Genomic DNA, 22,348 nt, shown 5'->3' with positions numbered 1-22,348 from the left:
CTTGGTATCGGCCGAGTACTACTAAAGCTTGAACAGAGGGTGAAAAAACATGCCTGACTCTTCGCAGTTCATTCTCGGTGCGGACCTGGCGGGGCAGCCGGTGTGCCAGGCCATGCGCCTGGCCAACCGTCACGGACTGGTTGCCGGGGCCACCGGCACCGGCAAGACCGTGACCTTGCAGCACCTGGCCGAGGCCTTCAGCGATGCCGGCGTGGCGGTGTTCGCTGCCGACGTCAAAGGCGACCTGTGCGGCCTGGGGGCGGTGGGCAACCCGCAGGGCAAGGTGGCCGAGCGGATTGCCGGCATGCCCTGGCTCGAGCATCGGCCGCAGGCGTATCCGGTGACCCTGTGGGATGTGCACGGCAAGTCCGGGCACCCGTTGCGCACGACCTTGAGCGAAATGGGCCCGTTGCTGCTGGGCAACCTGCTCGAACTCAACGACAGCCAGCAGGCGGCGCTGTATGCGGCGTTCAAGGTGGCCGATCGCGAGGGCCTGTTGCTGCTGGACATCAAGGACCTCAAGGCGCTGCTCGGCCACCTCAAGGACAACCCGCAGGTGCTCGGCGAAGACAGTGCGCTGATGACCAGCGGTTCCAGCCAGGCCCTGTTGCGGCGCCTGGCGACCCTGGAGCAGCAAGGGGCCGAGGCTCTGTTCGGTGAGCCGGCGTTGCAGTTGCCAGACCTGCTGCAGCCTGCTGCCGACGGGCGCGGGCGCATCCACCTGCTCGATGCCAGCCGCCTGGTGCACGAGGCGCCGAAGGTGTATGCGACCTTCCTGCTGTGGTTGCTGGCGGAGCTGTTCGAGCAGTTGCCCGAGCGTGGCGATGCGGACAAGCCTCTGCTGGCGCTGTTTTTCGATGAGGCGCACCTGTTGTTCAGCGGCACGCCCAAGGCCTTGCAGGATCGTCTGGAACAGGTGGTGCGGTTGATTCGTTCCAAGGGGGTGGGGGTGTATTTCGTGACTCAGTCGCCGGGCGACCTGCCGGACGATGTGCTCGCCCAGCTCGGCCTGCGTATCCAGCATGGCTTGCGTGCGTTCACGGCCAAGGAGCAGAAGTCGCTGCGGGCGGTGGCCGATGGGTTTCGGCCGAACCCGGCGTTCGACACCCTGGCGGTGCTGACCGAGCTTGGCATTGGCGAGGCGTTGGTGGGCACCCTGCAGGACAAGGGCACGCCGGGCATGGTCGAGCGGGTACTGATCGCGCCGCCGCAATCGCGCATCGGGCCGTTGAGCGAGGCCGAGCGGGCGGCGCTGATTGCGGCGTCGCCGTTGCAGGGGCGCTATGACAAGCCGATCGATCGGGAGTCGGCGTACGAGATATTGATGGCGCGCAAGGGGCAGGTGCCATCGGCGCAGCAGGCGCCGGCCGAGGAAAGCCTGGCCGACAAGGCCGGGGAGTTCTTGCAGAGCGCGGCGGGGCAGGCGATCAAGTCGGCGGTGCGCCAGGCGGCCAATCAGTTCGGACGGCAACTGGTGCGGGGCTTGATGGGCTCACTGCTGGGGGGCAGCAAGCGCCGCTGACAAGGCGTCGAGGCACTGAAGTTGCCGGTTCGCCGGCAAGTTCTCAAGCGGGCCCGAAGGCATCGAGCCGGTGCCCTGCGCAGGCTCGGCAGGTTGTGCCAAGGGGCCGCAGCAGTGCTCGCAGCTTCGTGTATAGGCCGTGTCGGCTGTGAGCAGTTGGCCTGCGCACAGCAGCACGCCCTGACCGTCGGGCAGCAACGTGGCGCTGTGGGAGAAACGCGGTTCGTTCAGCTCGCTGCCCAGCACCCATGCATCCTGGCGAGGGTCGTACAGCTCGGTGCTGGGGCGGTAGGGCAGTCTGGTATGGCCGGCCAGCAGCAGCCGACCATCGGGCAGCAGCGTGGCGGTATGCCCCTGGTGTCCACGCTGCATGGGCGGGCCACTTCGCCAGGTATTGGTTAGCGGATCGTACAAAAACGATTCCAGTGCACTTTCACCAAACGGCATGCAGGTGCCGCCCGCCACCATCACCTGGCCATTGTTCAGCAGCGTGGCCGTATGTTGCATGCGGGGGGCAGGCAGTGGCGTGGTCGGCTCGAACCGCCCGGTCTGCGGGTCGAAGAGTTCGCAGTGGGCCAGTGCCTGGTCGGGGGCATAGCCGCCGATAATCAGCACCTTGCCGGAATCGAGCAACGTGGCGCTGTGGTTCATGCGTGCCTGACTGCGCTCACCGAGCTGATGCCACTCGTCGCTGGCGACGTCGTACAGCTCGACGATGTCGAGCACTTTCCCGGTGTCGCCCTTGAGGTGGTTGCCGCCGATGACAAGCACCTTGTTCGTGCCGCCCCACAATGACGTAGCGGTGTGGCTGAAGCGGGCAACCTGGAGGCTGCGCAGCGTTGTCCAGCATGAGCGGATGGGCTCGAAGCGCTCGACGTGGCCGCTGGCTTCCCCGGTTTGCGAGCCGCCCACCAGCAGAAAGGACCCGTCGTCGAGAATGACCGTGAGTTGCGAGAATGCCGCCTTCTGCTTGGGGGGTTGTTGCTTCCATTCGCGCTGGTCAAAGCTGAAGCGTTCCACGCTGTCGGTGGCAAGCCCGCCATTGGTGATGCCGCCGGCAACCAGCACATCGCCATTGGGCAAACGCATGGCGCTGTGCAGGGCCCGGGCGATGTGCATGGCGCCAGCGCAAGCGTGGATATGGCCGTCCTTCGACATGTGCATTCTCCTTGTCGGCATGAAAAGGAGGGTGCGCTGCAGGTGGCCCATCGTCTACTGACATAAATGACAGTGCGTTTGCGCAGGGCCATGAAAAAAGGGCCAGCCAAATGAATGGCTGACCCTTCTGCGGTACAGCGTTATTTCAACCGATGGCTTTGGACGCCAACCAGAACAACCCCGCCGACAAGGCGATGGTCGCCGGCAGGGTCAGCACCCAGGCCAGCAGAATGGTGCGCACGGTGCCGCCTTGCAGGCCGCTCTTGTTCGCCACCATGGTCCCGGCCACACCCGACGACAGCACGTGGGTGGTCGACACCGGCAGGCTGAAGATGTTGGCCGCGCCAATCGCGCAGGCTGCGGTGATCTGCGCCGACATGCCCTGGGCATAGGTCATGCCCTGCTTGCCGATCTTCTCGCCAATGGTCAGTACCACACGCTTCCAGCCCACCATGGTCCCCAGGCCCAGGGCCAGGGCCACCGCCAGGATCACCCAGAACGGCGCGTACTCGGTGGTCGCGGTCAGGTCACGACGCAGTTTGTCCAGGTCGGCCTTTTCACGTGCTTCCAGGCCTGGCAACTTGCTGACCTTTTTCGCCGTGTCATCCAGGCACAGCAGGTAACGCCGCACTTCCACGCGCTTCTCGGCAGTCAGCGAATGGTAGTCCGCCACGCCGTTGAGCGACTGCTGCAGCGCGGTGATGGTCGGCTCGGTCTGTTGCGGATTGCAGCTGAACTGCTCCGGCAGGTCACCGGCCTTGGCCTTGCCCAGTGCCAGGAATTCGCCCAGGGTTTCGCTGTTGCGCTGGTAGAACTGGCTCAGGTGCAGGGTCGCGTCACGGGTACGCTCGATCTGGTAGGTGGTGCTGTTCAGGTCCAGCACGAACTGCGCCGGCACGATGCCGATCAGCACCAGCATGATCAGGCCGATACCTTTCTGACCATCGTTGGAACCGTGCACGAAGCTGACGGCCATGGCCGAAATGACCAGTACCAGGCGGTTCCAGAACGGCGGGTGCTTCTTGTCGTCGAGCTTGCGGCGCTGTTCAGGCGTCTTGTGCATCTTCGACAGCGGACGCCACCACTTCAGGCCGATCAGCACCAGCGCGGCCACGGCAAAGCCGGCCATGGGCGAGAGCACCAGCGACATGCCGATGTCGATTGCCTTCTGCCAGTTGACCCCGTCACCCAGTGGAATGTCGTTGAGCAGCGCGTTGGCCAGGCCCACGCCCAGGATCGAGCCGATCAGGGTGTGCGAGCTGGACGCCGGGATGCCGAAGTACCAGGTACCCAGGTTCCACGCGATGGCCGCGGCCAGCAGCGAGAAGACCATGGCCAGGCCATGCCCGGTGTTCACATTGATCAGCAGCTCAACCGGCAGCAGGTGCACGATGGCATACGCCACCCCGACTCCGCCCAGCAGGACGCCAAGGAAATTGAACACGCCGGAAAAGAACACGGCCAGGTGCGGCGGCATGGCTTTGGTATAGATGACAGTCGCTACCGCATTGGCGGTGTCATGAAAGCCATTGATGAACTCGAAGGCGAGCACGAAGGTCAAGGCGAGCAACAGGCTCACCAGTACCCAGGCATCAAGTCCGCTGAATAAATCGATCATGAAGGAATTCTGACCCGGTCATAAGGGGGCGCGATTATGCCAGAAATCCTGGGTAATCGATGCACTAGGTGCTGACCGGTCGGGGCGCTTTTGCGGGGGGGCAGGGCACTGCAGGAGGGGAGGGTAATCGAGAAAGATCGGCAAAAATCAGAAAAAATAACGCGAACGGTCAAGAAAAAACCGATGTTTTCCACGGCTGAATAATTCAAACGACCGTATTAAATTTGTGAGATTACGTAACGGTTTCATCTTCGACGCCGCAAGGGTCGCCCAAGGCACCGTCTTCGTGCCGGTGCCGTGCCCAGGGGCGGGCGCTTTGTCCGAGGGTCAGGGCTCCTGTGGGCTGAGCTCCTTTTCGATCTTTTGCAGTTCCACGGCAAATGCCTGGTCCAGCAGGCTGGCACGTTTGCGCCAGGGTTTGCGTTCGGGGTCTGGTTGGGCGGCGTATGTGGTGACTTCTCCGCCATAAACGTCCTTGTAACGTTGTTCCTGGCGCTCGAGTTCAGCGCGCAGTTCATCTTTCGTCACAGTGTTTCCTGAAGTTGGAGTTGATGCCGATCTCAACACAAGCACGTTTAACCCGACGACAGCGGCGCAGGCCATTGTGTCGAGCGTCTATATAAGACGAGGGTGATTGCAGTTGAATGGCTGTTTTACACCTTCTGTCGGGGCCTGTCAGCCCGGCAGAAGCAAAAACGGCCTTGCTGGTGGGCAAGGCCGTGCCTGGGACTTCTACGGTGGGTACCTGACCAGTCTCTCCAAGAAGCCACATGTGGCAGGCGAAAGGTATAAGCAATTGTAGGCATCGGTCAATTGCGATTATCGGCCGATGGTTCGATAATCGCCCAAGTGAAGTTTGCCGAGGTGAGTCATGAGTGAAGAAACAGGGGGCAAGGGCCCAGGCCTGAACGACAACGTGCGCAGCTCTTTCGCTTCGTTGGCGCCGCCCATCGTGGCCTCGCCGGCCAAGCGCATCCAGGCGTTCACCGGCGACCCGGATTTCATGACGTCGCTGGCGCGGGGCCTGGCGGTGGTGCAGGCGTTCCAGGAGCGCAAGCGGCACCTGACCATCGCCCAGATCAGCCACCGCACCGAGATCCCGCGCGCGGCGGTTCGCCGTTGCCTGCACACGCTGATCAAGCTCGGCTATGCCACCACCGACGGGCGCACCTATTCATTGCTGCCCAAGGTGCTGACCCTGGGTCATGCCTACCTGTCCTCGACGCCATTGGCGGTATCGGCGCAGCCGTACCTGGACCGCATGAGCGACCAGTTGCACGAGGCCTGCAACATGGCCACCCTCGAAGGTGACGACATTCTCTACATCGCCCGCTCGGCGACGGTGCAGCGCCTTATTTCGGTGGACCTGTCGGTGGGCGGGCGCCTGCCGGCCTACTGCACCTCGATGGGGCGCATCCTGCTGGCGGCGCTGGACGACGCCACCCTGCACGAATACCTGGAGCACGCCGACCTGCAGGCCAAGACCAGCCGTACCGTGCACGACCCGGCAGCCTTGCTGGAAATCCTCCAGCAGGTGCGCGAGCAGGGCTGGTGCGTGGTCGACCAGGAGCTGGAGCAGGGCCTGCGTTCGATCGCGGTGCCGGTGTACGACGCCTCCGGCCAGGTGCTGGCGGCGCTGAACATCAGTACCCACGCCGGGCGGGTGAGTCGCAGCGAGCTGGAGCAGAAGTTTCTGCCGATCATGGTGGCGGCCAGCCGCGACCTGAGTACCCAGCTGTTCAGTTGAATGCGTCGAGCGGTTCCTGTTCGATAAACGCACAGTCTTGCGTTTATCGAATTGCGCCGCGTCGCGCGCCTTATTAATGTCCCTCGCATCAAGTGGCCCCTGACGGCCTCCAATAATAATGAGCGAGAGAACACCCCATGACCTGCACCCTGTCCTGCTTCAGCCTGTACCTGCCCGCCTGCCGGCTGCACGGTAGCTGACCCTTTCCAAAAGACCCGTACCCGACCGTCTGTGCCGTTCACGCGCGCACCCGCACACTCGCGCGCATCTTCTGGATAAAAACAATGAATAGTCCCCAAGCTGCTGTTGGAAACTGCCTGGATGTGCAGTCGTTCATCAATGCCCAGCCGTTGTCGCGTTACCAATGGCGGGTGGTCATCCTGTGCTTTCTGATCGTGTTCCTCGACGGCCTGGACACCGCCGCGATGGGCTTCATTGCCCCGGCACTGTCCCAGGACTGGGGCATCGACCGCGCCAGCCTGGGCCCGGTGATGAGCGCCGCGCTGATCGGCATGGTGTTCGGTGCGCTGGGCTCGGGGCCGCTGGCCGACCGTTTCGGGCGCAAGGTGGTGCTGGTGGGCGCGGTGTTGCTGTTCGGCGCGTTCAGCCTGGCCTCGGCCTATGCCACCAACGTCGACCAGTTGCTGGTGCTGCGCTTTCTGACCGGCCTGGGCCTGGGCGCCGGCATGCCGAACGCCACCACGCTGCTGTCCGAATACACCCCCGAGCGGCACAAGTCGTTGCTGGTCACCAGCATGTTCTGCGGCTTCAACCTGGGCATGGCCGGTGGCGGGTTCATTTCCGCCAAGCTGATCCCGATGTTCGGCTGGCATAGCCTGCTGCTGATCGGCGGCATCCTGCCGCTGCTGCTGGTGGTGGTACTGATGGTGTGGCTGCCGGAGTCGGCGCGTTACCTGGTGGTGCGCAACAAAGGCACCGACCGGGTACGCCGCACATTGGCGCCGATCGAGCCGGGCATCGTCAACCAGGCTGCCAGCTTCAGTGTGCCGGAACAGAAGACGGTCAAGGCCCGCAACGTGTTCGCGGTGATCTTCTCGGGCACCTACAGCGTCGGCACGCTGCTGTTGTGGCTGACCTATTTCATGGGCCTGGTGATTGTCTACCTGCTGACCAGCTGGCTGCCCACGCTGATGCGTGACAGCGGCGCGAGCATGGAGCAGGCGGCGTTCATCGGTGCGCTGTTCCAGTTCGGCGGCGTGCTCAGTGCGGTGGCGGTAGGCTGGGCGATGGACCGCTACAACCCGCACAAGGTGATCGGCACCTTCTACCTGCTGGCCGGGGTGTTCGCCTACGCGGTGGGGCAGAGCTTGGGCAACATCACGCTGCTGGCGACCCTGGTGCTGATTGCCGGCATGTGCGTGAACGGGGCGCAGTCGGCGATGCCGTCGCTGGCGGCGCGCTTCTACCCCACCCAGGGCCGTGCCACCGGCGTGTCGTGGATGCTGGGCATCGGCCGGTTTGGCGCGATTCTCGGGGCCTGGATGGGCGCCACGTTGCTGGGCCTGGGCTGGAACTTCGAACAGGTGCTGACGGCCCTGGTGATCCCGGCCGCGATCGCGACGGTGGCGGTGGTGATCAAGGGTGTGGTGAGCCACGCTGACGCGACCTGACACCCTGAACGCTTCGCCGGCAAGGCCGGCTCCTACAGGTTTGCGGTGAGCCTGTAGGAGCCGGCCTTGCCGGCGAATGAAGCCACCCTGATTCATATTCTTAGCACAACAACAATACGTTCGATAATCGAACGCTATGGCGATTATCGGATTGTACGGCCCAATGCGCCGCCTTAATCTGAGCTCATGCCGGTGCCGCCCAGAGGCACCTCTGAAACCGCTCTCCAGGAGTCTGCAATGGCTGAAATCCTCTCGCTCCACGACGCCGTGAAGCAGTTCGTCAACGACGGCGACAGCGTCGCCCTTGAAGGCTTCACGCATTTGATCCCGACCGCCGCCGGGCACGAAATCATTCGTCAGGGCAAGAAGGATCTGACCCTGGTGCGCATGACCCCCGACCTGATCTACGACCAGCTGATCGGCGCCGGCTGCGCCCGCAAGCTGATCTTCTCGTGGGGCGGCAACCCGGGTGTCGGGTCGCTGCACCGCCTGCGTGACGCGGTCGAGAAGCAGTGGCCGCACGCCATGGAAATCGAAGAACACAGCCACGCCGACCTCGCCAACGCCTACGTTGCCGGTGCCTCGGGCCTGCCGTTCGCGGTGCTGCGCGCCTACGCCGGCTCCGACCTGCCCAAGGTCAACCCGCTGATCAAGAGCGTGACCTGCCCGTTCACCGGTGAGGTGCTGGCCGCCGTGCCGTCGGTTCGCCCGGACGTCACCGTGATCCACGCGCAGAAGGCCGACCGCAAGGGCAACGTGCTGCTGTGGGGCATCCTGGGTGTGCAGAAGGAGGCCGCCCTGGCCGCCAAGCGCTGCATCGTCACCGTGGAAGAGATCGTCGACGACCTCAACGCGCCAATGAATGCCTGCGTGCTGCCCACCTGGGCACTGTCGGCCGTGTGCCTGGTACCGGGCGGGGCGCACCCGTCCTACGCGCACGGCTACTCCGAGCGTGACAACCGCTTCTACCAGGCCTGGGACCCGATTGCCCGCAGCCGTGAGACCTTCACCGCCTGGATCGACGAATACATTCGCGGCACCGCCGACTTCCCTGCCTTCAAGGCAAAACTGGCCAGCGCTTCGGAGGCTGTACAATGAGCTACTCCACCAATGAAATGATGACCGTTGCCGCTGCCCGCCGCCTGCGCAACGGCGCCGTGTGCTTCGTCGGCATCGGCCTGCCGTCCAAGGCCGCCAACCTGGCACGCCTGACCTCTTCGCCCGACGTGGTATTGATCTACGAATCGGGCCCTATCGGCGCCAAGCCGACGGTACTGCCGCTGTCCATCGGTGACGGCGAGTTGGCCGAAACCGCCGATACCGTGGTGCCCACCGGCGAGATCTTCCGCTACTGGCTGCAGGGCGGGCGCATCGACGTGGGCTTTCTGGGCGCCGCCCAGGTCGACCGTTTCGGCAACATCAACACCACCGTGGTCGGCGACTACCACCAGCCCAAGGTACGCCTGCCGGGTGCCGGTGGCGCACCGGAAATCGCCGGCTCCGCCAAGACCGTGCTGATCATCCTCAAGCAGTCCTCGCGCGCCTTCGTCGACAAGCTCGACTTCATCACCTCGGTCGGCCACGGCGAAGGCGGCGACTCGCGCAAACGCCTGGGCCTGCCCGGTGCCGGCCCGGTGGGCATCATCACCGACCTGTGCATCATGGAACCTGAAGCCGGCAGCAACGAATTCGTGGTCACCTCGATTCACCCGGGTGTGACCCGCGAGCAGATCGTCGCCGCCACCGGCTGGGCGATCCGCTTTGCCGACAGCGTCGAAACCACCGTGGCGCCGAGCGAAGTCGAGCTGACTGCGCTGCGCGACCTCGAAGCGCGCACCGCGGCCGCCCACGGCCAAGCGCCGGGAGAAGCCTGATGCGTGACGTATTCATCTGCGACGCGATTCGCACCCCCATCGGCCGCTTCGGCGGCGCCCTGGCCGGCGTGCGCGCCGATGACCTGGCGGCGGTGCCGCTCAAGGCGCTGATCGAGCGCAACCCCACCGTGCAATGGGACCAGCTCGACGAAGTGTTCTTCGGCTGCGCCAACCAGGCCGGTGAAGACAACCGCAACGTAGCGCGCATGGCCCTGCTGCTGGCCGGGCTGCCCGACAGCGTGCCAGGTGTGACCCTCAACCGCCTGTGCGCCTCGGGCATGGACGCCATCGGCACGGCGTTTCGCGCCATTGCCAGCGGCGAGATGGAGCTGGCGATTGCCGGCGGCGTCGAGTCGATGTCCCGTGCACCGTTCGTGATGGGCAAAGCCGAAAGCGCCTACTCGCGCAACATGAAGCTGGAAGACACCACCATCGGCTGGCGCTTCATCAACCCGCTGATGAAGGCCCAGTACGGCGTGGACGCGATGCCGCAGACCGCCGACAACGTGGCCGACGACTATCAGGTATCGCGCGCCGACCAGGATGCCTTCGCCCTGCGCAGCCAGCAGCGCACCGCCAAGGCCCAGGCCGCCGGCTACTTCGCCGAAGAGATCGTGCCGGTGCGCATCGCGCACAAGAAGGGCGAGACCGTGGTCGAGCACGACGAACACCCGCGCGCCGACACCACCCTCGAAGCCCTGGCCAGGCTCAAGCCGGTCAACGGCGCGGACAAGACGGTCACCGCCGGCAACGCCTCGGGCGTCAACGACGGCGCCGCGGCGCTGATACTGGCGTCGGCCGAGGCGGTGCAAAAGCATGGCCTGACCCCGCGCGCGCGCGTGCTCGGCATGGCCAGTGCCGGCGTTGCCCCCCGGGTAATGGGCATCGGCCCGGTGCCGGCGGTGCGCAAGCTGATCGAGCGCCTGGGCGTGGCGGTCACCGATTTCGACGTGATCGAGCTCAACGAAGCCTTCGCCAGCCAAGGCCTGGCCGTGCTGCGCGAACTCGGCATTGCCGACGACGCGCCGCAGGTCAACCCCAACGGCGGCGCCATTGCCCTGGGTCACCCGTTGGGCATGAGCGGCGCACGCCTGGTGCTGACAGCGCTGCACCAGCTGGAGAAATCCGGCGGGCGCAAAGGCCTGGCGACCATGTGCGTGGGTGTCGGGCAGGGCCTGGCCCTGGCCATCGAGCGCGTGTAAATCAATGACCCCGCTGCTGCGACCTCCACGCAAGGTCGGGGCAGCGGGGTGATTGTTCTGTGGAACGTGAGTGTTACCGAGTGTGTCTAGACTTCAGACATCCTCCCAGAGTGAATTGCCATGACTTCAATCCATTACACCGGCGAAGAACGCAGCAAACGCATTTTCGCCATCGTCGGTGCCTCCTCGGGCAACCTCGTGGAATGGTTCGACTTCTACGTCTATGCCTTCTGCGCGATCTACTTTGCCCCGGCTTTCTTCCCCTCCGACGACCCGACGGTGCAGCTGCTCAACACCGCTGGCGTGTTCGCCGCCGGGTTCCTGATGCGGCCCATCGGCGGCTGGCTGTTCGGCCGTGTGGCCGATCGCCACGGGCGCAAGAATTCGATGATGATCTCGGTGCTGATGATGTGCGCCGGCTCGCTGGTGATCGCCTGCCTGCCGACCTACGCCAGCATCGGTGCCTGGGCACCGGCGCTGCTGTTGCTGGCGCGGCTGTTCCAGGGCCTGTCGGTGGGCGGCGAATACGGCACCACCGCCACCTACATGAGCGAGGTGGCCCTGCGCGGCCAGCGCGGTTTCTTTGCTTCGTTCCAGTACGTGACCCTGATCGGCGGGCAACTGCTGGCGGTGCTGGTGGTGGTGATCCTGCAGCAACTGCTCACCGAAGATGAGCTGCGCGCCTGGGGCTGGCGCATCCCGTTCGTGGTGGGTGCCATCGCGGCGGTGATCTCGCTGTTCCTGCGTCGCTCGCTGGAAGAGACCAGCAGCGCCGAAACCCGCAACGACAAGGACGCCGGCAGCCTCGGCGGCCTGTTCCGCAACCACAAGGCGGCGTTCATCACCGTGCTTGGCTACACCGCCGGCGGCTCGCTGATCTTCTACACCTTCACCACCTACATGCAGAAGTACCTGGTGAACACTGCGGGCATGAGCGCCAAGACCGCCAGCTTCATCATGACCGGTGCACTGTTCCTGTACATGTGCATGCAGCCGCTGTTCGGCATGCTCTCGGACCGCATCGGCCGGCGCACCTCGATGCTCTGGTTCGGCGCCCTGGGCACCCTGTGCACGGTACCGATCCTGCTTACCCTGAAAACCGTCACCAGCCCGTTCCTGGCCTTTGTGCTGATCACCCTGGCGCTGGCCATCGTGAGCTTCTACACCTCGATCAGCGGGCTGGTCAAAGCCGAGATGTTCCCGCCTCAGGTACGTGCGCTGGGCGTGGGCCTGGCCTACGCGGTGGCCAACGCGATCTTCGGCGGCTCGGCCGAATATGTGGCACTGGGGCTCAAGTCGCTGAACATGGAAAATGCCTTTTACTGGTACGTTACGGTGATGATGGCGATTGCCTTCCTGTTCAGCCTGCGCCTGCCCAAGCAGGCGGCGTACCTGCACCACGATCATTGAGAAGGACCACCGATGAACCAACGTCCGGGCAATCAGCTGTTCGATGCCTACTTCACCGCGCCGGCCATGCGCGCCGTGTTTTCCGACCGTGGCCGAGTGCAGGGCATGCTCGATTTCGAAGCCGCGCTGGCCCGCGCCGAGGCGGCGGTGGGGCTGATCCCGCAGGTGGCGGTGGCACCGATCGAAGCGGCCTGCCAGGCCGAGCGCTATGACTTCGCGGCCCTGGCCGAGGCCATCGCGGTGGCCGGCAACTCGGCCATCCCGCTGGTCAAGGCGCTGGGCAAGGTGATTGCCAGCGGCGTGCCCGAAGCCGAGCGCTTCGTGCACCTGGGCGCTACCAGCCAGGATGCGATGGACACCGGGCTGGTGCTGCAATTGCGCGATGCCCTGGGCCTGATCGAAGCCGACCTGGCGCGCCTGGCCGACAGCCTGGCGCACCAGGCGCTGCAGCATGCCGACACGCCGCTGGCCGGGCGCACCTGGCTGCAACATGCAACGCCCGTGACCCTGGGCATGAAGATCGCCGGCTGGCTCGGTGCACTCACCCGTCACCGTCAGCGCCTGCAGGAGCTCAAGCCGCGCCTGCTGAGCCTGCAGTTCGGCGGCGCCTCCGGCACCCTGGCGGCGCTGGGCAACAAGGCATTGCCGGTGGCCGAGGCGCTGGCCGGGCAGCTCAGGCTGAGCCTGCCCGAGCAGCCCTGGCATACCCAGCGTGACCGCCTGGTGGAGTTCGCCTCGGTGCTGGGCATGATCGCCGGCAGCCTGGGCAAGCTGGGACGCGATGTGAGCCTGCTGATGCAGACCGAGGCGGCGGAGGTGTTCGAGCCTGCTGCGCCGGGCAAGGGCGGCTCGTCGACCATGCCGCACAAGCGCAACCCGGTGGGCGCGGCGGTGCTGATCGGCGCCGCTACCCGTGTACCGGGGCTGGTGTCCACGCTGTTCGCGGCCATGCCCCAGGAGCACGAGCGCAGCCTGGGCCTGTGGCATGCCGAATGGGAAACCCTGCCCGAGATCTGCTGCCTGGTGTCCGGCGCCCTGCGCCAGGCCCAGGTGATTGCCGAGGGCCTGGAGGTGGATGCTGCGCGCATGCGCCGCAACCTCGACCTGACCCAGGGCCTGGTGCTGGCCGAGGCGGTCAGCATCGTGCTGGCCCAGCGACTGGGCCGGGACACCGCACACCACCTGCTGGAAACCTGCTGCAAGCGTGCGGTGGCCGAACAGCGTCAGCTGCGCGACGTGCTGGGCGACGATCCGCAGGTGACTGCCGAGCTGTCGGCGGACGAACTCGACCGCCTGCTCGACCCTGCTCATTACCTGGGCCAGGCCCGCGTGTGGGTGGCGCGGGCGGTGGCTGAACACCAACAATTCAAGCGTTGAAGGAGGCCGTTGTGGCTAGCGTACAACTCGCTGATGGCGTACTGAACTACCGGCTCGACGGGCCCGAGGGCGCACCGGTGCTGGTGCTGTCCAACTCGCTGGGCACCGACCACACCATGTGGGACCCGCAACTGCCGGCATTTGCCGCGCATTTTCGGGTACTGCGCTACGACACTCGCGGGCATGGCCAGTCGCTGGTGACCGAGGGGCCGTACAGCATCGAGCAACTGGGGCGTGACGTGCTGGCACTGCTGGACGCGCTGAAGATCGAGCGGGCGCATTTCTGCGGCCTGTCCATGGGCGGGCTGATCGGGCAGTGGCTGGGCATCCATGCCGGCGAGCGCCTGAACCGCCTGATCGTGTGCAACACCGCAGCCAAGATCGGCAACGACGAGGTATGGAACCCGCGCATCGACATGGTGCTGCGCGACCGCGAGGCGGCGATGGTGGGGCTGCGCGACGCCTCCATCGAGCGCTGGTTCACCAAGGCCTATGCGCAGGCCAACCCGGACCAGGCCAAGCGCATCACCGACATGCTGGCGGGTACTTCGCCCGATGGCTATGCGGCCAACTGCGGCGCGGTGCGCGATGCGGACTTCCGGGACCAGCTGGGTGAGATCAAGGTGCCGCTGCTGGTGATTTCCGGCAGTGCCGATGCGGTCACGCCGCCGGCTGGCGGGCGCTTCATCCAGGAACATGTGGTGGGTGCCGAGTATGCCGAGTTCCAGGCGGCGCACCTGTCCAACGTTGAAGTCGGCGCGCCGTTCAGCCGCCGCGTGATCGATTTTCTGCTGGCCCGCTGAGGAGTAGGTTGTGGACGAAAAAGAACGTTACGAGGCCGGCATGCAGGTGCGGCGTGCGGTACTGGGCGATGCCCATGTGGACCGCAGCCTGAGCAACCTCACCGAGTTCAACGGCGAGTTCCAGGAAATGATCACCCGGCACGCGTGGGGCGATATCTGGACGCGGCCGGGGTTGCCACGCCATACCCGCAGCCTGATCACCATCGCGATGCTGATCGGCATGAACCGCAATGAAGAGCTGAAGCTGCACTTGCGGGCGGCGGCGAACAATGGCGTGACCCGCGAAGAGATCAAGGAAGTGCTGATGCAGAGCGCGATCTATTGCGGGATCCCGGCGGCCAATGCCACGTTCCACCTGGCGGAGTCGGTGTGGGATGAACTGGGCGTCGAATCCCGCGCCTGATCTTCAGGGCCTCTTCGCCAGCAAGGCTGGCTCCTACAGTGTGTGCGTGCCGTTGTAGGAGCCGGCCTTGCCGGCGAATGGGCCTTCAGATTGCCGCCTTTTTCGAGCGACTACCCACCGGCCCCGCATTCGCCTCGATCGACCGCTTCAACTCCCCGCGCAACCCCAGCACGAACGCCATCTCCGCCACCACGAACAACGGCCCCACGATCAGCCCGCTGATGTCGTCCACAAACGCCGGCTTGCGCCCCTCGTAATAGTGGCCGACGAACTGGATCACCCAGCCCACCACGAACAGCCCCAGCCCCGCACCCAGCCACACCAGCGTGCTTTGAACCGCCAATACCTGCCCGGCCCACAGGCACAAGCCCAGCAACACGCTCATCAGCAACCCGAAGCGGGTGTCCAGGCGCAGGTAGAACCACGCCGACCACAGCGCCACCAGCAATGCAGGCGACAGCCACACCCCGCCCAATGCCATGCCCGGACGCGACAGCAGCACCGTGACCGCCACCACGATCAGCGGGATACCCACGAAGTGCGTGGCGATGTTGCGTGGGTCGCGGTGGTAGGCCGCGTATTGACTCAGGTGCTCGACGAGGCTTTTCATTGTTGTTCCTCCTGTAGGATTGCCCGAGCTTGCCCTGCGCAGGCACCGTCGTCTGTCGGCTAGCCGACAGTGTCACCACGAGGCCCCCGATGAACGCTTCAACCTTGCGCCAGGGTCACTGGTTCAAACAGTTGCCCGCTACCCTGCAGGATAGCCTGCTGCACCTGGCCCGGCCCGTGAGCCTGGAGGCCGGCGCCTGCCTGTTCCAGCGCGGCGACCCGCCTTGCGGACTGTACGCGGTGCTCGATGGCGCCATCCGCATCGGTGCGGTCAGCGCCCAGGGCAAGGAGGCGGTGCTGACCCTGATCGAGGCCCCGCACTGGTTCGGCGAGATCTGCCTGTTCGACGACCAGCCACGTACCCACGATGCCTATGCCGAAGGTGCCACCCACCTGCTGCGGGTGCCCCAGGGCGCGCTGGTGAAATTGCTGGATGCGCAACCGCATTACTGGCGTGAATTCGCCTTGCTGATGAGCCACAAGCTGCGCCTGGCCTTTGTCGCGCTGGAGCAGCAGAGCCTGATGAGTGCCGCGCCGCGGGTGGCCTACCGGCTGCTGCAGATCGCCGCCGGTTACGGCGAAGTGGAGGGGGCCAGGAGGGTGTTGCAATTGTCCCAGGAGCAACTGGCGCTGATGCTCGCGCTGTCGCGCCAGACCACCAACCAGATTCTCAAGGCGCTGGAGCAGGATGGCGTGCTGCGCCTGAGCTACGGCGAGATCGAGATTCTCGACCCCGCGCGCCTGGCACTGATGGCTAATCCGGCTGGAACGGCGACTGGCTGAGGATCACCCCGGTTTCCTCGACGTACTTCTGCCATTCGCCGAGCAGGGCCTGCAGTTTTGCCGGCTGCGCCTGCGCCAGGTCGTGGACCTCGCCGGGGTCGATGCTCAGGTCGTACAGCTGCCAGGTGGCCGGCCCCACCGGGCCTGGAATGTACACCGCCTTCCAGTGCCCCTGGCGAATCGCCCGGCGCCCGAACAGCTCCCAGCCGGTGACGGTGTGCTCGTCGTGTACCTGCTCGGTCTCGCCCGACAGGTAGCCCAGCCACGACTTGCCGCGCAGCGGCGCCACGTCGCGCCCGCGCCAGCGTTTGCCCGGGTGGCGGATGCCGGCCAGGTCCAGCAGGGTCGGGGTGATGTCCATCACGGTGCTGAACTGATGGCTGATCTGCCCCTGGCGCGCCAGTGCCGGGTAGTGCAGCAGGGCCGGCACGCGAATGCCGCCCTCGGTGGTGAAGGCCTTGAACAGCCGCGACGGTGCGGTGGCCGCCTGGGCCCAGTGCGGGCCGTACCACACGTAGGAGTTGGCGCGGCCGATGTTGTCCAGGCTGTTGTCGTAGTGCTGGTCCAGGTAGCTGGCCAGGTGCGGGCCGAACTTGGGGAAGGCTTCGAGCAGCGCGCCCTCGGCACCGTTGTCGGACATGAACAGCACCAGGGTGTTGTCCAGCAGGCCCTGGTTGCGCAGGTAGCCGAGCACCCGGCCGATGTTCCAGTCCATGCGCTCGACCATCGCCGCGTACACCTCCATGGCGCGTGCCGAGCGCTGGCGCTGTTCGTCGCTCAGCGCCTGCCATTGTTCATCCACCGGGTGCGCCTGCACCTCGGCGCCGATCAGGCCCAGGGCGCGCAGTTTTTCCAGGCGCTCCTGGCGCAGTACTTCGGGCCCGGCGTCGTAGCGACCCTTGTAGCGCGCCACCACCTCGGCCGGCGCCTGCAACGGCCAGTGCGGCGCGGAGAACGGCAGGTAGGCGAAGAACGGCCGGCTCTGGTCGCGCTCCTTGAGGTACTCCAGCAACTTGTCGCCGAAGGCGTCGGAGGAATAGAAGCCCTCGGGTAGCGCTTCGACGAAGGTGTCGTCCTCGATGTACAGCGCCGGGGTCGACTTGAGCAGGCCGGGGGTGTGTTCGTCGTAGGTGGGTTCGAAGCCATAGTGGTTGGCCGCGCCCGGCAGCAGCGCGAACGAACGTTCGAAGCCACGCGCATGTGGCGCCAGCTCGGCCTTCAGGCCCAGGTGCCACTTGCCGCTCATCAGTGTCTGGTAGCCGGCCTCGCGCAGCAGCTCGGGCAGCGCCACCACGCGGTCATTGAGGTAGCCCTCGTAGCCCGGCTTGCCGATCAGCTCCGGGGTCAGCGCCTCGGCCATGGTGCCGATGCCGGCGATGTGGTGGTCGGTGCCGGTCAGCAGCATCGAGCGGGTCGGCGAGCAGGTGGGCGCGGTGTGGAAGTCGGTCAGGCGCAGGCCGGCAGTGGCCAGGGCGTCCAGGTGCGGCGTGGCAATTTCGCCGCCGAAGGCACCCAGGTCGGAAAAGCCCAGGTCGTCGTCAACGATGATCAGGAAGTTGGGGCGTTGGCTCATGGTCGGCACTCAGCAGGCAAGGTAGGTCAGGGGCAGGTCGCGGATCTGCTCCACGGCGGGCGGCAGGTAGCGCTCGTCGTGGGTCAGTTCGTGCAGCAGGGTTTCGCGCAGGCGGTGGAACGCCAGGCTGGCGCGCTGGCGTGGGTGAGGCAGGTCGACCTCGACGATGCGCTTGATCCGCCCCGGGCGCGGTTCGAGCACCACCACGCGGTCGGCCAGGAATATCGCTTCCTCGACATCGTGGGTTACCAGCAGGGTGGTGATGCGCGCCCGTTCGCGAATGGCCAGCAGTTCGTCCTGCATCTGCTGGCGGGTAAGGGCGTCGAGGGCGCCGAAGGGTTCGTCCAGCAGCAGGATGCGCGGGCTGGCCACCAGCCCGCGGGCAATCGCCACGCGCTGGGCCATGCCGCCCGAGAGCTGGTGCGGGTAGGCCTGGGCAAAGTCTTCGAGGCCCACCAGGCTGATGAAGTCGGCCACCCGCCGGGCGCGCCGGGTGCGCTCCAGGCCCTCGTTGACCAGGCCCAGGTCGATGTTCTCGGCCACCGTCAGCCAGGGGAACAGGCGGTGCTCCTGGAACACGATGCCGCGTTCGCTGCCGATGCCGTGCACCGGCTGGCCGTCGATCAGGATCTGCCCCTGGTACTCGGCGTCCAGGCCCACCAGCAGGCGCAGCAGGGTGGACTTGCCGCAGCCGCTGGCGCCGACGATGGCGACGAATTCGCCGTCGGCGATCTGCAGGTTGAAATCGCGGATCGCTTCCAGTTCGCCGTCGGCCACGCTGAAGCGCTTGCCGACCTGGTTGAAGCTGACCCGTGGGTGAGCGAGTGCGTTCATGCCCGTCTCCAGCGCGTGGCGCGCAGTTCGATGTGTTGTCCGACGGCGCCGAGCAGGGCGCCGGTGAGGCCGACCAGCAGCATGCCGGCCATGATCAGGTCCATGCGCAGCAGTTGCTGGGCGCCGATCATCAGGCTGCCGATGCCACCGCCGGAGGGCATGAAGTACTCGGCGCCGATGGTGCCCAGCCAGGCGTAGATCAGGCCGACCCGCAACCCGGCGAAGATGCCCGGCGCGGCGCCTGGTAGCACCAGCCTGCGCAGGCGCTGGGCACCGCTGAGGCGCAGCACGCGGGCGGCTTCGTCGAGCTGCGCAGGCAGGCTGGCAACCGCGCGCTGGGTGGCGATGAACAGCGGGAAGAATGCCGCCAGGCCGACGAATACCCATTTGGCCAGTTCGCCCAGGCCGAACCAGGCGGTCAGCAGCGGCACCCAGGCGAAGATCGCGATCTGGCGCAGCCCGGCCAGGCTCGGGCCCAGCAGGCGCTCGGCGCGGCGCGACAGGCCCAGTAACAGGCCGAAGGCAAAGCCCAGGCTGCCGCCCAGCAGCAGGCCGCCCAGCGCTCGCCCGACGCTGACGGCCAGCGCGCCGCTCAAGGTGCCGTCGAGCACGCCGGCCCAGGTGCTGTGCACCACCTCCAGCGGCGCCACCAGAATGTTCGCATCGACCCAACCGTACTGGCTTGCCAGTTGCCACAGCACCAGCAGCGCCAGCGGCAGGCCCAGGGCATGCAGGTGCTGCCAGCCAAGCAGCGGGCGCACCCGCAGTTGTGCGGTGGCCGGGTGCGGCCAGTGCAGCAGGCGCCGGTCGAGCCAGCCCAGGCCGCGGTCCATCAGCAGCCCGAGCACGCCGATCACGGCGATGCACACGAACACGATGTCGAGCATGAACAGTTGCCGTGCCCACACCATCAGGTAGCCCAGGCCTTCGCTGGAGGCCAGCAGCTCGACCGCCAGCAGCGAGGTCCAGCCGGCCGCCAGGGCCAGGCGCACACCGGCCAGAAACGCCGGCAGCGCAGCGGGCAGGATCAGCCGGCGAACCAGCAGGTGCGTGGGCAGGCGCAGTACCGCCGCCGCTTCGCGCAGGCGCGGCTGGGCATCGCGCACGCCCACCAGGGTGTGCAGGGTCACCGGCACGATCACCGCCTTGACCAGCACCACCAGCTTGAGCACTTCGCCGATGCCGAACAGCACCATGAACAGCGGCACCCAGGCCAGGGTGGGGATCTGCGCCAGGGCGTTGAAAGTCGGCAGTACCAGGCGTTCGGCGCGCTGGCTGAAGCCCATCCAGGCGCCGAGCACCGCACCGGCCCCGACCCCGGCCACCAGCCCCAGGAGCAGGCGTTGCAGGCTGATGGCCAGGTGCGCCCACACCTCGCCGCGACCCAGTTCCACGGCGCTGTCCCATACCAGTGCAGGCGGTGGCAGTATCTGCTCGCTCATCCAGTGGTTGCGGCTGGCCAGCCACCACACCGCCGCCAGCAGCAAGGGCAGATACCAGGCTTGCAGGCGCTGCCAGGGCAGGCTGCGCAGACGCGGCAGGCCAGGGGCGGGGGCCAGTGAGGAAAGGGCGGTACGGGTCATGCAGGCCTCGCTATTTGTATATTTCTTATGGGTATATGCAGAAGAAATTACATTCGATTGAGCGATAAGAACTGCATTTAAAGCCGCTGACTCGCCGCGCAGCCAATGCATTCGAAGCATATTTTGGTTGCGTGAAATGCATAGCCCGCAGGGCCGGGCTTGACAGGGCTTATATGTAATCTGGTTATTAAAATGTAATTTAATAGTATTTAAAGATTGGCATCCGCTATGGGTAGCGTGGCCGCACCATTACAAGGAGCTGTGTGCCATGAACCTGTCGATCAATCGTGTTTTCAGCCTGTTCGCCACCCCCGCACTGGCCGCCGTGATCGGCTGGATGCCGACACTGGCGCAGGGCGCCGAGCTCAAGCAGATCCGCATCGCGGTGCCCGACCTGAGTGCCGGCACCCAGCATTCGGGCGGTGGCATCACCGACGTGCTGCAACAGCAACAGCTGCTGGAGAAAGCCTTCGCCACCGACGGCATCAGCATCCAGTGGAACTACTTCAAGGGTGCGGGGCCGGTCATCAACGAGGCGTTCGCCAATGGCCAGGTGGACTTCGCCTACCTGGGCGACCTGGCGGCGATCATCGGCAAGGCCAATGGCGTCGACACCCGCCTGGTGGCCGCCACCGCGCGCGGGGTCAAGCACTACCTTGGGGTGGTGCCGGGCAGCGGCATCAAGACCCTGCAGGACCTCAAGGGCAAGCGCGTGGCGGTGTTCCGTGGCACCGCCACGCAGCTTTCGTTCGATGCCGCGCTGGCCAGCCAGGGCCTGAGCGAGAAGGACCTCAAGGTCATCAACCTGGATTTCAGCGCGGCTATCGCCGCCCTGGCGGCCAGGCAGATCGACGCCACCTGGGGCTCCACCGGCATCAGTGCGCTGGCCGATCGCGGCCTGGCCGAACTGCCGCTCAATACCCGCGATCTGGGCGGGGCGGGCAATGTGCAGGCGGTGCTGGTGGCCGCCGGTGCCTTCGTCGATGCGTACCCGGCAGTGGTCGAGAAGTTCGTCGCCGCGCAGCAGCCGGCGGTGCAATGGCTGACCGACGATGCCAACAAGGACGCCTATATCCAGCTGGTGTCGGAGCGTGCCAGCTACCCGCCGGCGATCCTGCAGCGTGACCTCAGCCAGGAGCGCCTGAGCGCGGTGTTCGACTCGACCCTGGACCCCGACTTTCTCGCCCGCCTGCAAGCCTCGGTGGACCTCGCCGCGCAGCAGCGCCTGATTCGCAAACCGTTCAAGGTCGACCAGTGGCTGGCGCCGCAGGCTACCCGACCAGCGCCTGTGGCGCAGGCTGGCGGTCAAGGTTGATCAGGGTCTCGATCATCGCCCGCGCCGCAGGGGACAGGCGGTAGCCGCTGCGGCTGACGATGCCGCAGCGGGCATTGAAGCTGTCGAGGTTGGCCGGCAGGTTGCGCCAGTGCAGGCGCACCAGTTCGCCGGCCTGCACCGCCGCGCCGTAGGCCTCTTCGCTGCCGATGCCGATGGCATTGGTGCCGAGCACGATCTTGAGCAGGGTGGGTTGGTGCTCGCTCTGGATCTGCGGCGAAAAGTCGGTCTTGCCGCTGAGGTTGGCCAGCAGTTTGCGCACCCCCGGCGGAATCAGCGAACAGGCCAGCGGGTAGTCGAACATGTCGTTGGTCGACAGGCTGTCCTTGGCCAGCAGCGGGTGCCCGGGGCGGCAGAAGAACAGGCCGCGGCGCGGGGTCAGGGCCAGGGTCTGGAAGTTGGGGTCGGCTTCGAAGTGGCGGATGTCGGCGACGAAGAACTCGATCTCTTCGCGGCTCAGCGCCCGGCTGAGCTTTTCCCAGTTTGAGACCTCGAAATGCGTGCGCACCTTGGGGTGGGCGTTGATGAACTGCGCCACCGCCTGCGGCACCAGGTTCACCGCTGGCGCGGGGCCGCAGCCAAAGCGCAGCTCGCCGGCATCGAGCTTGGTCATCTGCTGCACCTCGCTGCTCAACTGCGCCGCGCCCTGCACCAGGCGCAGGGCGTGCTGCAGCACCACCTGGCCTTCGGGCGTGGGGCGCAGATCCTTGTTGGCGCGGTCCACCAGCACACAGCCGAACTCCTGCTCCAGGCCCTGGATACTGCGGCTGAAGGCGGGCTGGGTGATGCCCATGGCGTCGGCGGCGCGCACGAAACTGCGGTGTTCGGTGAGGGCGATGAAGTAGCGCAGTTGGCGAAGATCCATATGCTTTTCCGGCATTCCAAAAA

At 65.9% G+C, this 22,348-nt stretch carries 20 protein-coding genes; 12 read left to right on the top strand and 8 right to left on the bottom strand.

Going from position 1 to position 22,348, the window contains the following annotated elements:
* Positions 1–49: 49 nt before the first annotated feature.
* Complete coding sequence (locus LOY33_RS20430) at positions 50–1,522, top strand: helicase HerA-like domain-containing protein (RefSeq protein WP_043862132.1); 1,473 nt, start codon at positions 50–52, stop codon at positions 1,520–1,522.
* Here the strand turns inward: LOY33_RS20430 and LOY33_RS20425 are convergent.
* The 3 genes from LOY33_RS20425 to LOY33_RS20415 all read right to left on the bottom strand — a co-directional run bounded on the left by LOY33_RS20425 (position 1,493) and on the right by LOY33_RS20415 (position 4,826).
* Entirely contained in the window at positions 1,493–2,680 is a 1,188-nt protein-coding gene (locus tag LOY33_RS20425) for a kelch repeat-containing protein (RefSeq protein WP_158554919.1), read from the bottom strand. The genes LOY33_RS20430 and LOY33_RS20425 overlap by 30 nt on opposite strands.
* Positions 2,681–2,825: 145 nt before the next feature.
* Entirely contained in the window at positions 2,826–4,298 is a 1,473-nt protein-coding gene (locus tag LOY33_RS20420) for an inorganic phosphate transporter (protein WP_043862134.1), read from the bottom strand.
* Positions 4,299–4,625: 327 nt separating this feature from the next.
* Positions 4,626–4,826: a hypothetical protein gene (locus tag LOY33_RS20415; RefSeq protein ID WP_043860747.1), complete on the bottom strand. Its 201-nt coding sequence runs from the start codon at positions 4,824–4,826 to the stop codon at positions 4,626–4,628.
* A gap of 343 nt (positions 4,827–5,169) precedes the next feature.
* On the opposite strand from LOY33_RS20415, the gene pcaR reads away from it, so the two are divergent.
* The 9 genes from pcaR to pcaC all read left to right on the top strand — a co-directional run bounded on the left by pcaR (position 5,170) and on the right by pcaC (position 14,745).
* On the top strand, positions 5,170–6,045 hold the full coding sequence (pcaR, locus tag LOY33_RS20410; protein ID WP_173925037.1) for a pca regulon transcriptional regulator PcaR: 876 nt from the start codon (positions 5,170–5,172) through the stop codon (positions 6,043–6,045).
* Positions 6,046–6,329: 284 nt separating this feature from the next.
* On the top strand, positions 6,330–7,676 hold the full coding sequence (locus LOY33_RS20405; protein WP_043860748.1) for an MFS transporter: 1,347 nt from the start codon (positions 6,330–6,332) through the stop codon (positions 7,674–7,676).
* 237 nt (positions 7,677–7,913) lie between these two features.
* Positions 7,914–8,774, top strand: a complete 861-nt coding sequence (locus tag LOY33_RS20400; protein ID WP_258659898.1) for a CoA transferase subunit A — start codon at positions 7,914–7,916, stop codon at positions 8,772–8,774.
* The gene (locus LOY33_RS20395; protein ID WP_043860750.1) at positions 8,771–9,550 is read left to right on the top strand and encodes a CoA-transferase subunit beta; all 780 of its coding nucleotides are present in this window, start codon (positions 8,771–8,773) and stop codon (positions 9,548–9,550) included. Before LOY33_RS20400 ends, LOY33_RS20395 begins: the two co-directional genes overlap by 4 nt.
* Positions 9,547–10,752 (top strand): 3-oxoadipyl-CoA thiolase, encoded by a 1,206-nt coding sequence (pcaF, locus tag LOY33_RS20390; protein ID WP_173925075.1) that lies wholly within the window; start codon positions 9,547–9,549, stop codon positions 10,750–10,752. Before LOY33_RS20395 ends, pcaF begins: the two co-directional genes overlap by 4 nt.
* A 120-nt stretch (positions 10,753–10,872) precedes the next feature.
* Entirely contained in the window at positions 10,873–12,162 is a 1,290-nt protein-coding gene (locus tag LOY33_RS20385) for an MFS family transporter (protein WP_054914806.1), read from the top strand.
* A gap of 12 nt (positions 12,163–12,174) precedes the next feature.
* Positions 12,175–13,539: a 3-carboxy-cis,cis-muconate cycloisomerase gene (locus LOY33_RS20380; protein ID WP_043860753.1), complete on the top strand. Its 1,365-nt coding sequence runs from the start codon at positions 12,175–12,177 to the stop codon at positions 13,537–13,539.
* Positions 13,540–13,550: 11 nt separating this feature from the next.
* Positions 13,551–14,342, top strand: a complete 792-nt coding sequence (pcaD, locus tag LOY33_RS20375) for a 3-oxoadipate enol-lactonase (protein ID WP_054914805.1) — start codon at positions 13,551–13,553, stop codon at positions 14,340–14,342.
* Positions 14,343–14,352: 10 nt separating this feature from the next.
* Positions 14,353–14,745 carry a 4-carboxymuconolactone decarboxylase gene (gene pcaC / locus LOY33_RS20370; RefSeq protein WP_043860755.1) on the top strand — a complete coding sequence of 131 codons (393 nt, stop codon included), beginning with the start codon at positions 14,353–14,355 and terminating at the stop codon, positions 14,743–14,745.
* A gap of 85 nt (positions 14,746–14,830) precedes the next feature.
* Here pcaC and LOY33_RS20365 read toward each other — a convergent pair whose 3' ends face one another.
* Positions 14,831–15,355 carry a DUF962 domain-containing protein gene (locus LOY33_RS20365; RefSeq protein ID WP_196932600.1) on the bottom strand — a complete coding sequence of 175 codons (525 nt, stop codon included), beginning with the start codon at positions 15,353–15,355 and terminating at the stop codon, positions 14,831–14,833.
* An 89-nt stretch (positions 15,356–15,444) separates the two neighbouring features.
* Between LOY33_RS20365 and LOY33_RS20360 the strand changes: the two genes are divergently transcribed.
* Positions 15,445–16,137, top strand: coding sequence for a Crp/Fnr family transcriptional regulator (locus tag LOY33_RS20360; protein WP_054914803.1), 693 nt, complete (start codon positions 15,445–15,447; stop codon positions 16,135–16,137).
* Here the strand turns inward: LOY33_RS20360 and LOY33_RS20355 are convergent.
* From LOY33_RS20355 to LOY33_RS20345, 3 genes are read right to left on the bottom strand one after another with little or no spacing between them, the layout of a single operon-like run.
* Positions 16,109–17,710: an arylsulfatase gene (locus tag LOY33_RS20355; protein ID WP_258659896.1), complete on the bottom strand. Its 1,602-nt coding sequence runs from the start codon at positions 17,708–17,710 to the stop codon at positions 16,109–16,111. The two genes, LOY33_RS20360 and LOY33_RS20355, sit on opposite strands and share 29 nt — an antisense overlap.
* Positions 17,711–17,719: 9 nt before the next feature.
* A complete protein-coding gene (locus LOY33_RS20350; RefSeq protein ID WP_043860759.1) occupies positions 17,720–18,544 on the bottom strand; it encodes an ABC transporter ATP-binding protein in 825 nt (274 codons plus the stop codon).
* A complete protein-coding gene (locus LOY33_RS20345) occupies positions 18,541–20,127 on the bottom strand; it encodes an ABC transporter permease (RefSeq protein WP_258659894.1) in 1,587 nt (528 codons plus the stop codon). Before LOY33_RS20345 ends, LOY33_RS20350 begins: the two co-directional genes overlap by 4 nt.
* A gap of 268 nt (positions 20,128–20,395) precedes the next feature.
* Here LOY33_RS20345 and LOY33_RS20340 point away from each other — a divergent pair, with 268 nt between their 5' ends.
* Positions 20,396–21,442: an ABC transporter substrate-binding protein gene (locus tag LOY33_RS20340; protein ID WP_258659891.1), complete on the top strand. Its 1,047-nt coding sequence runs from the start codon at positions 20,396–20,398 to the stop codon at positions 21,440–21,442.
* Here LOY33_RS20340 and LOY33_RS20335 read toward each other — a convergent pair.
* Positions 21,399–22,325, bottom strand: a complete 927-nt coding sequence (locus LOY33_RS20335) for a LysR family transcriptional regulator (protein WP_043860762.1) — start codon at positions 22,323–22,325, stop codon at positions 21,399–21,401. The two genes, LOY33_RS20340 and LOY33_RS20335, sit on opposite strands and share 44 nt — an antisense overlap.
* Positions 22,326–22,348: the final 23 nt, after the last annotated feature.

It is taken from the genome of Pseudomonas sp. B21-036 (genome assembly GCF_024748925.1).
Taxonomy (GTDB): domain Bacteria; phylum Pseudomonadota; class Gammaproteobacteria; order Pseudomonadales; family Pseudomonadaceae; genus Aquipseudomonas; species Aquipseudomonas palmensis.
Note: the sequence above shows the minus strand (reverse complement) of the source record. Positions and strands in the feature narration are given on the sequence as shown.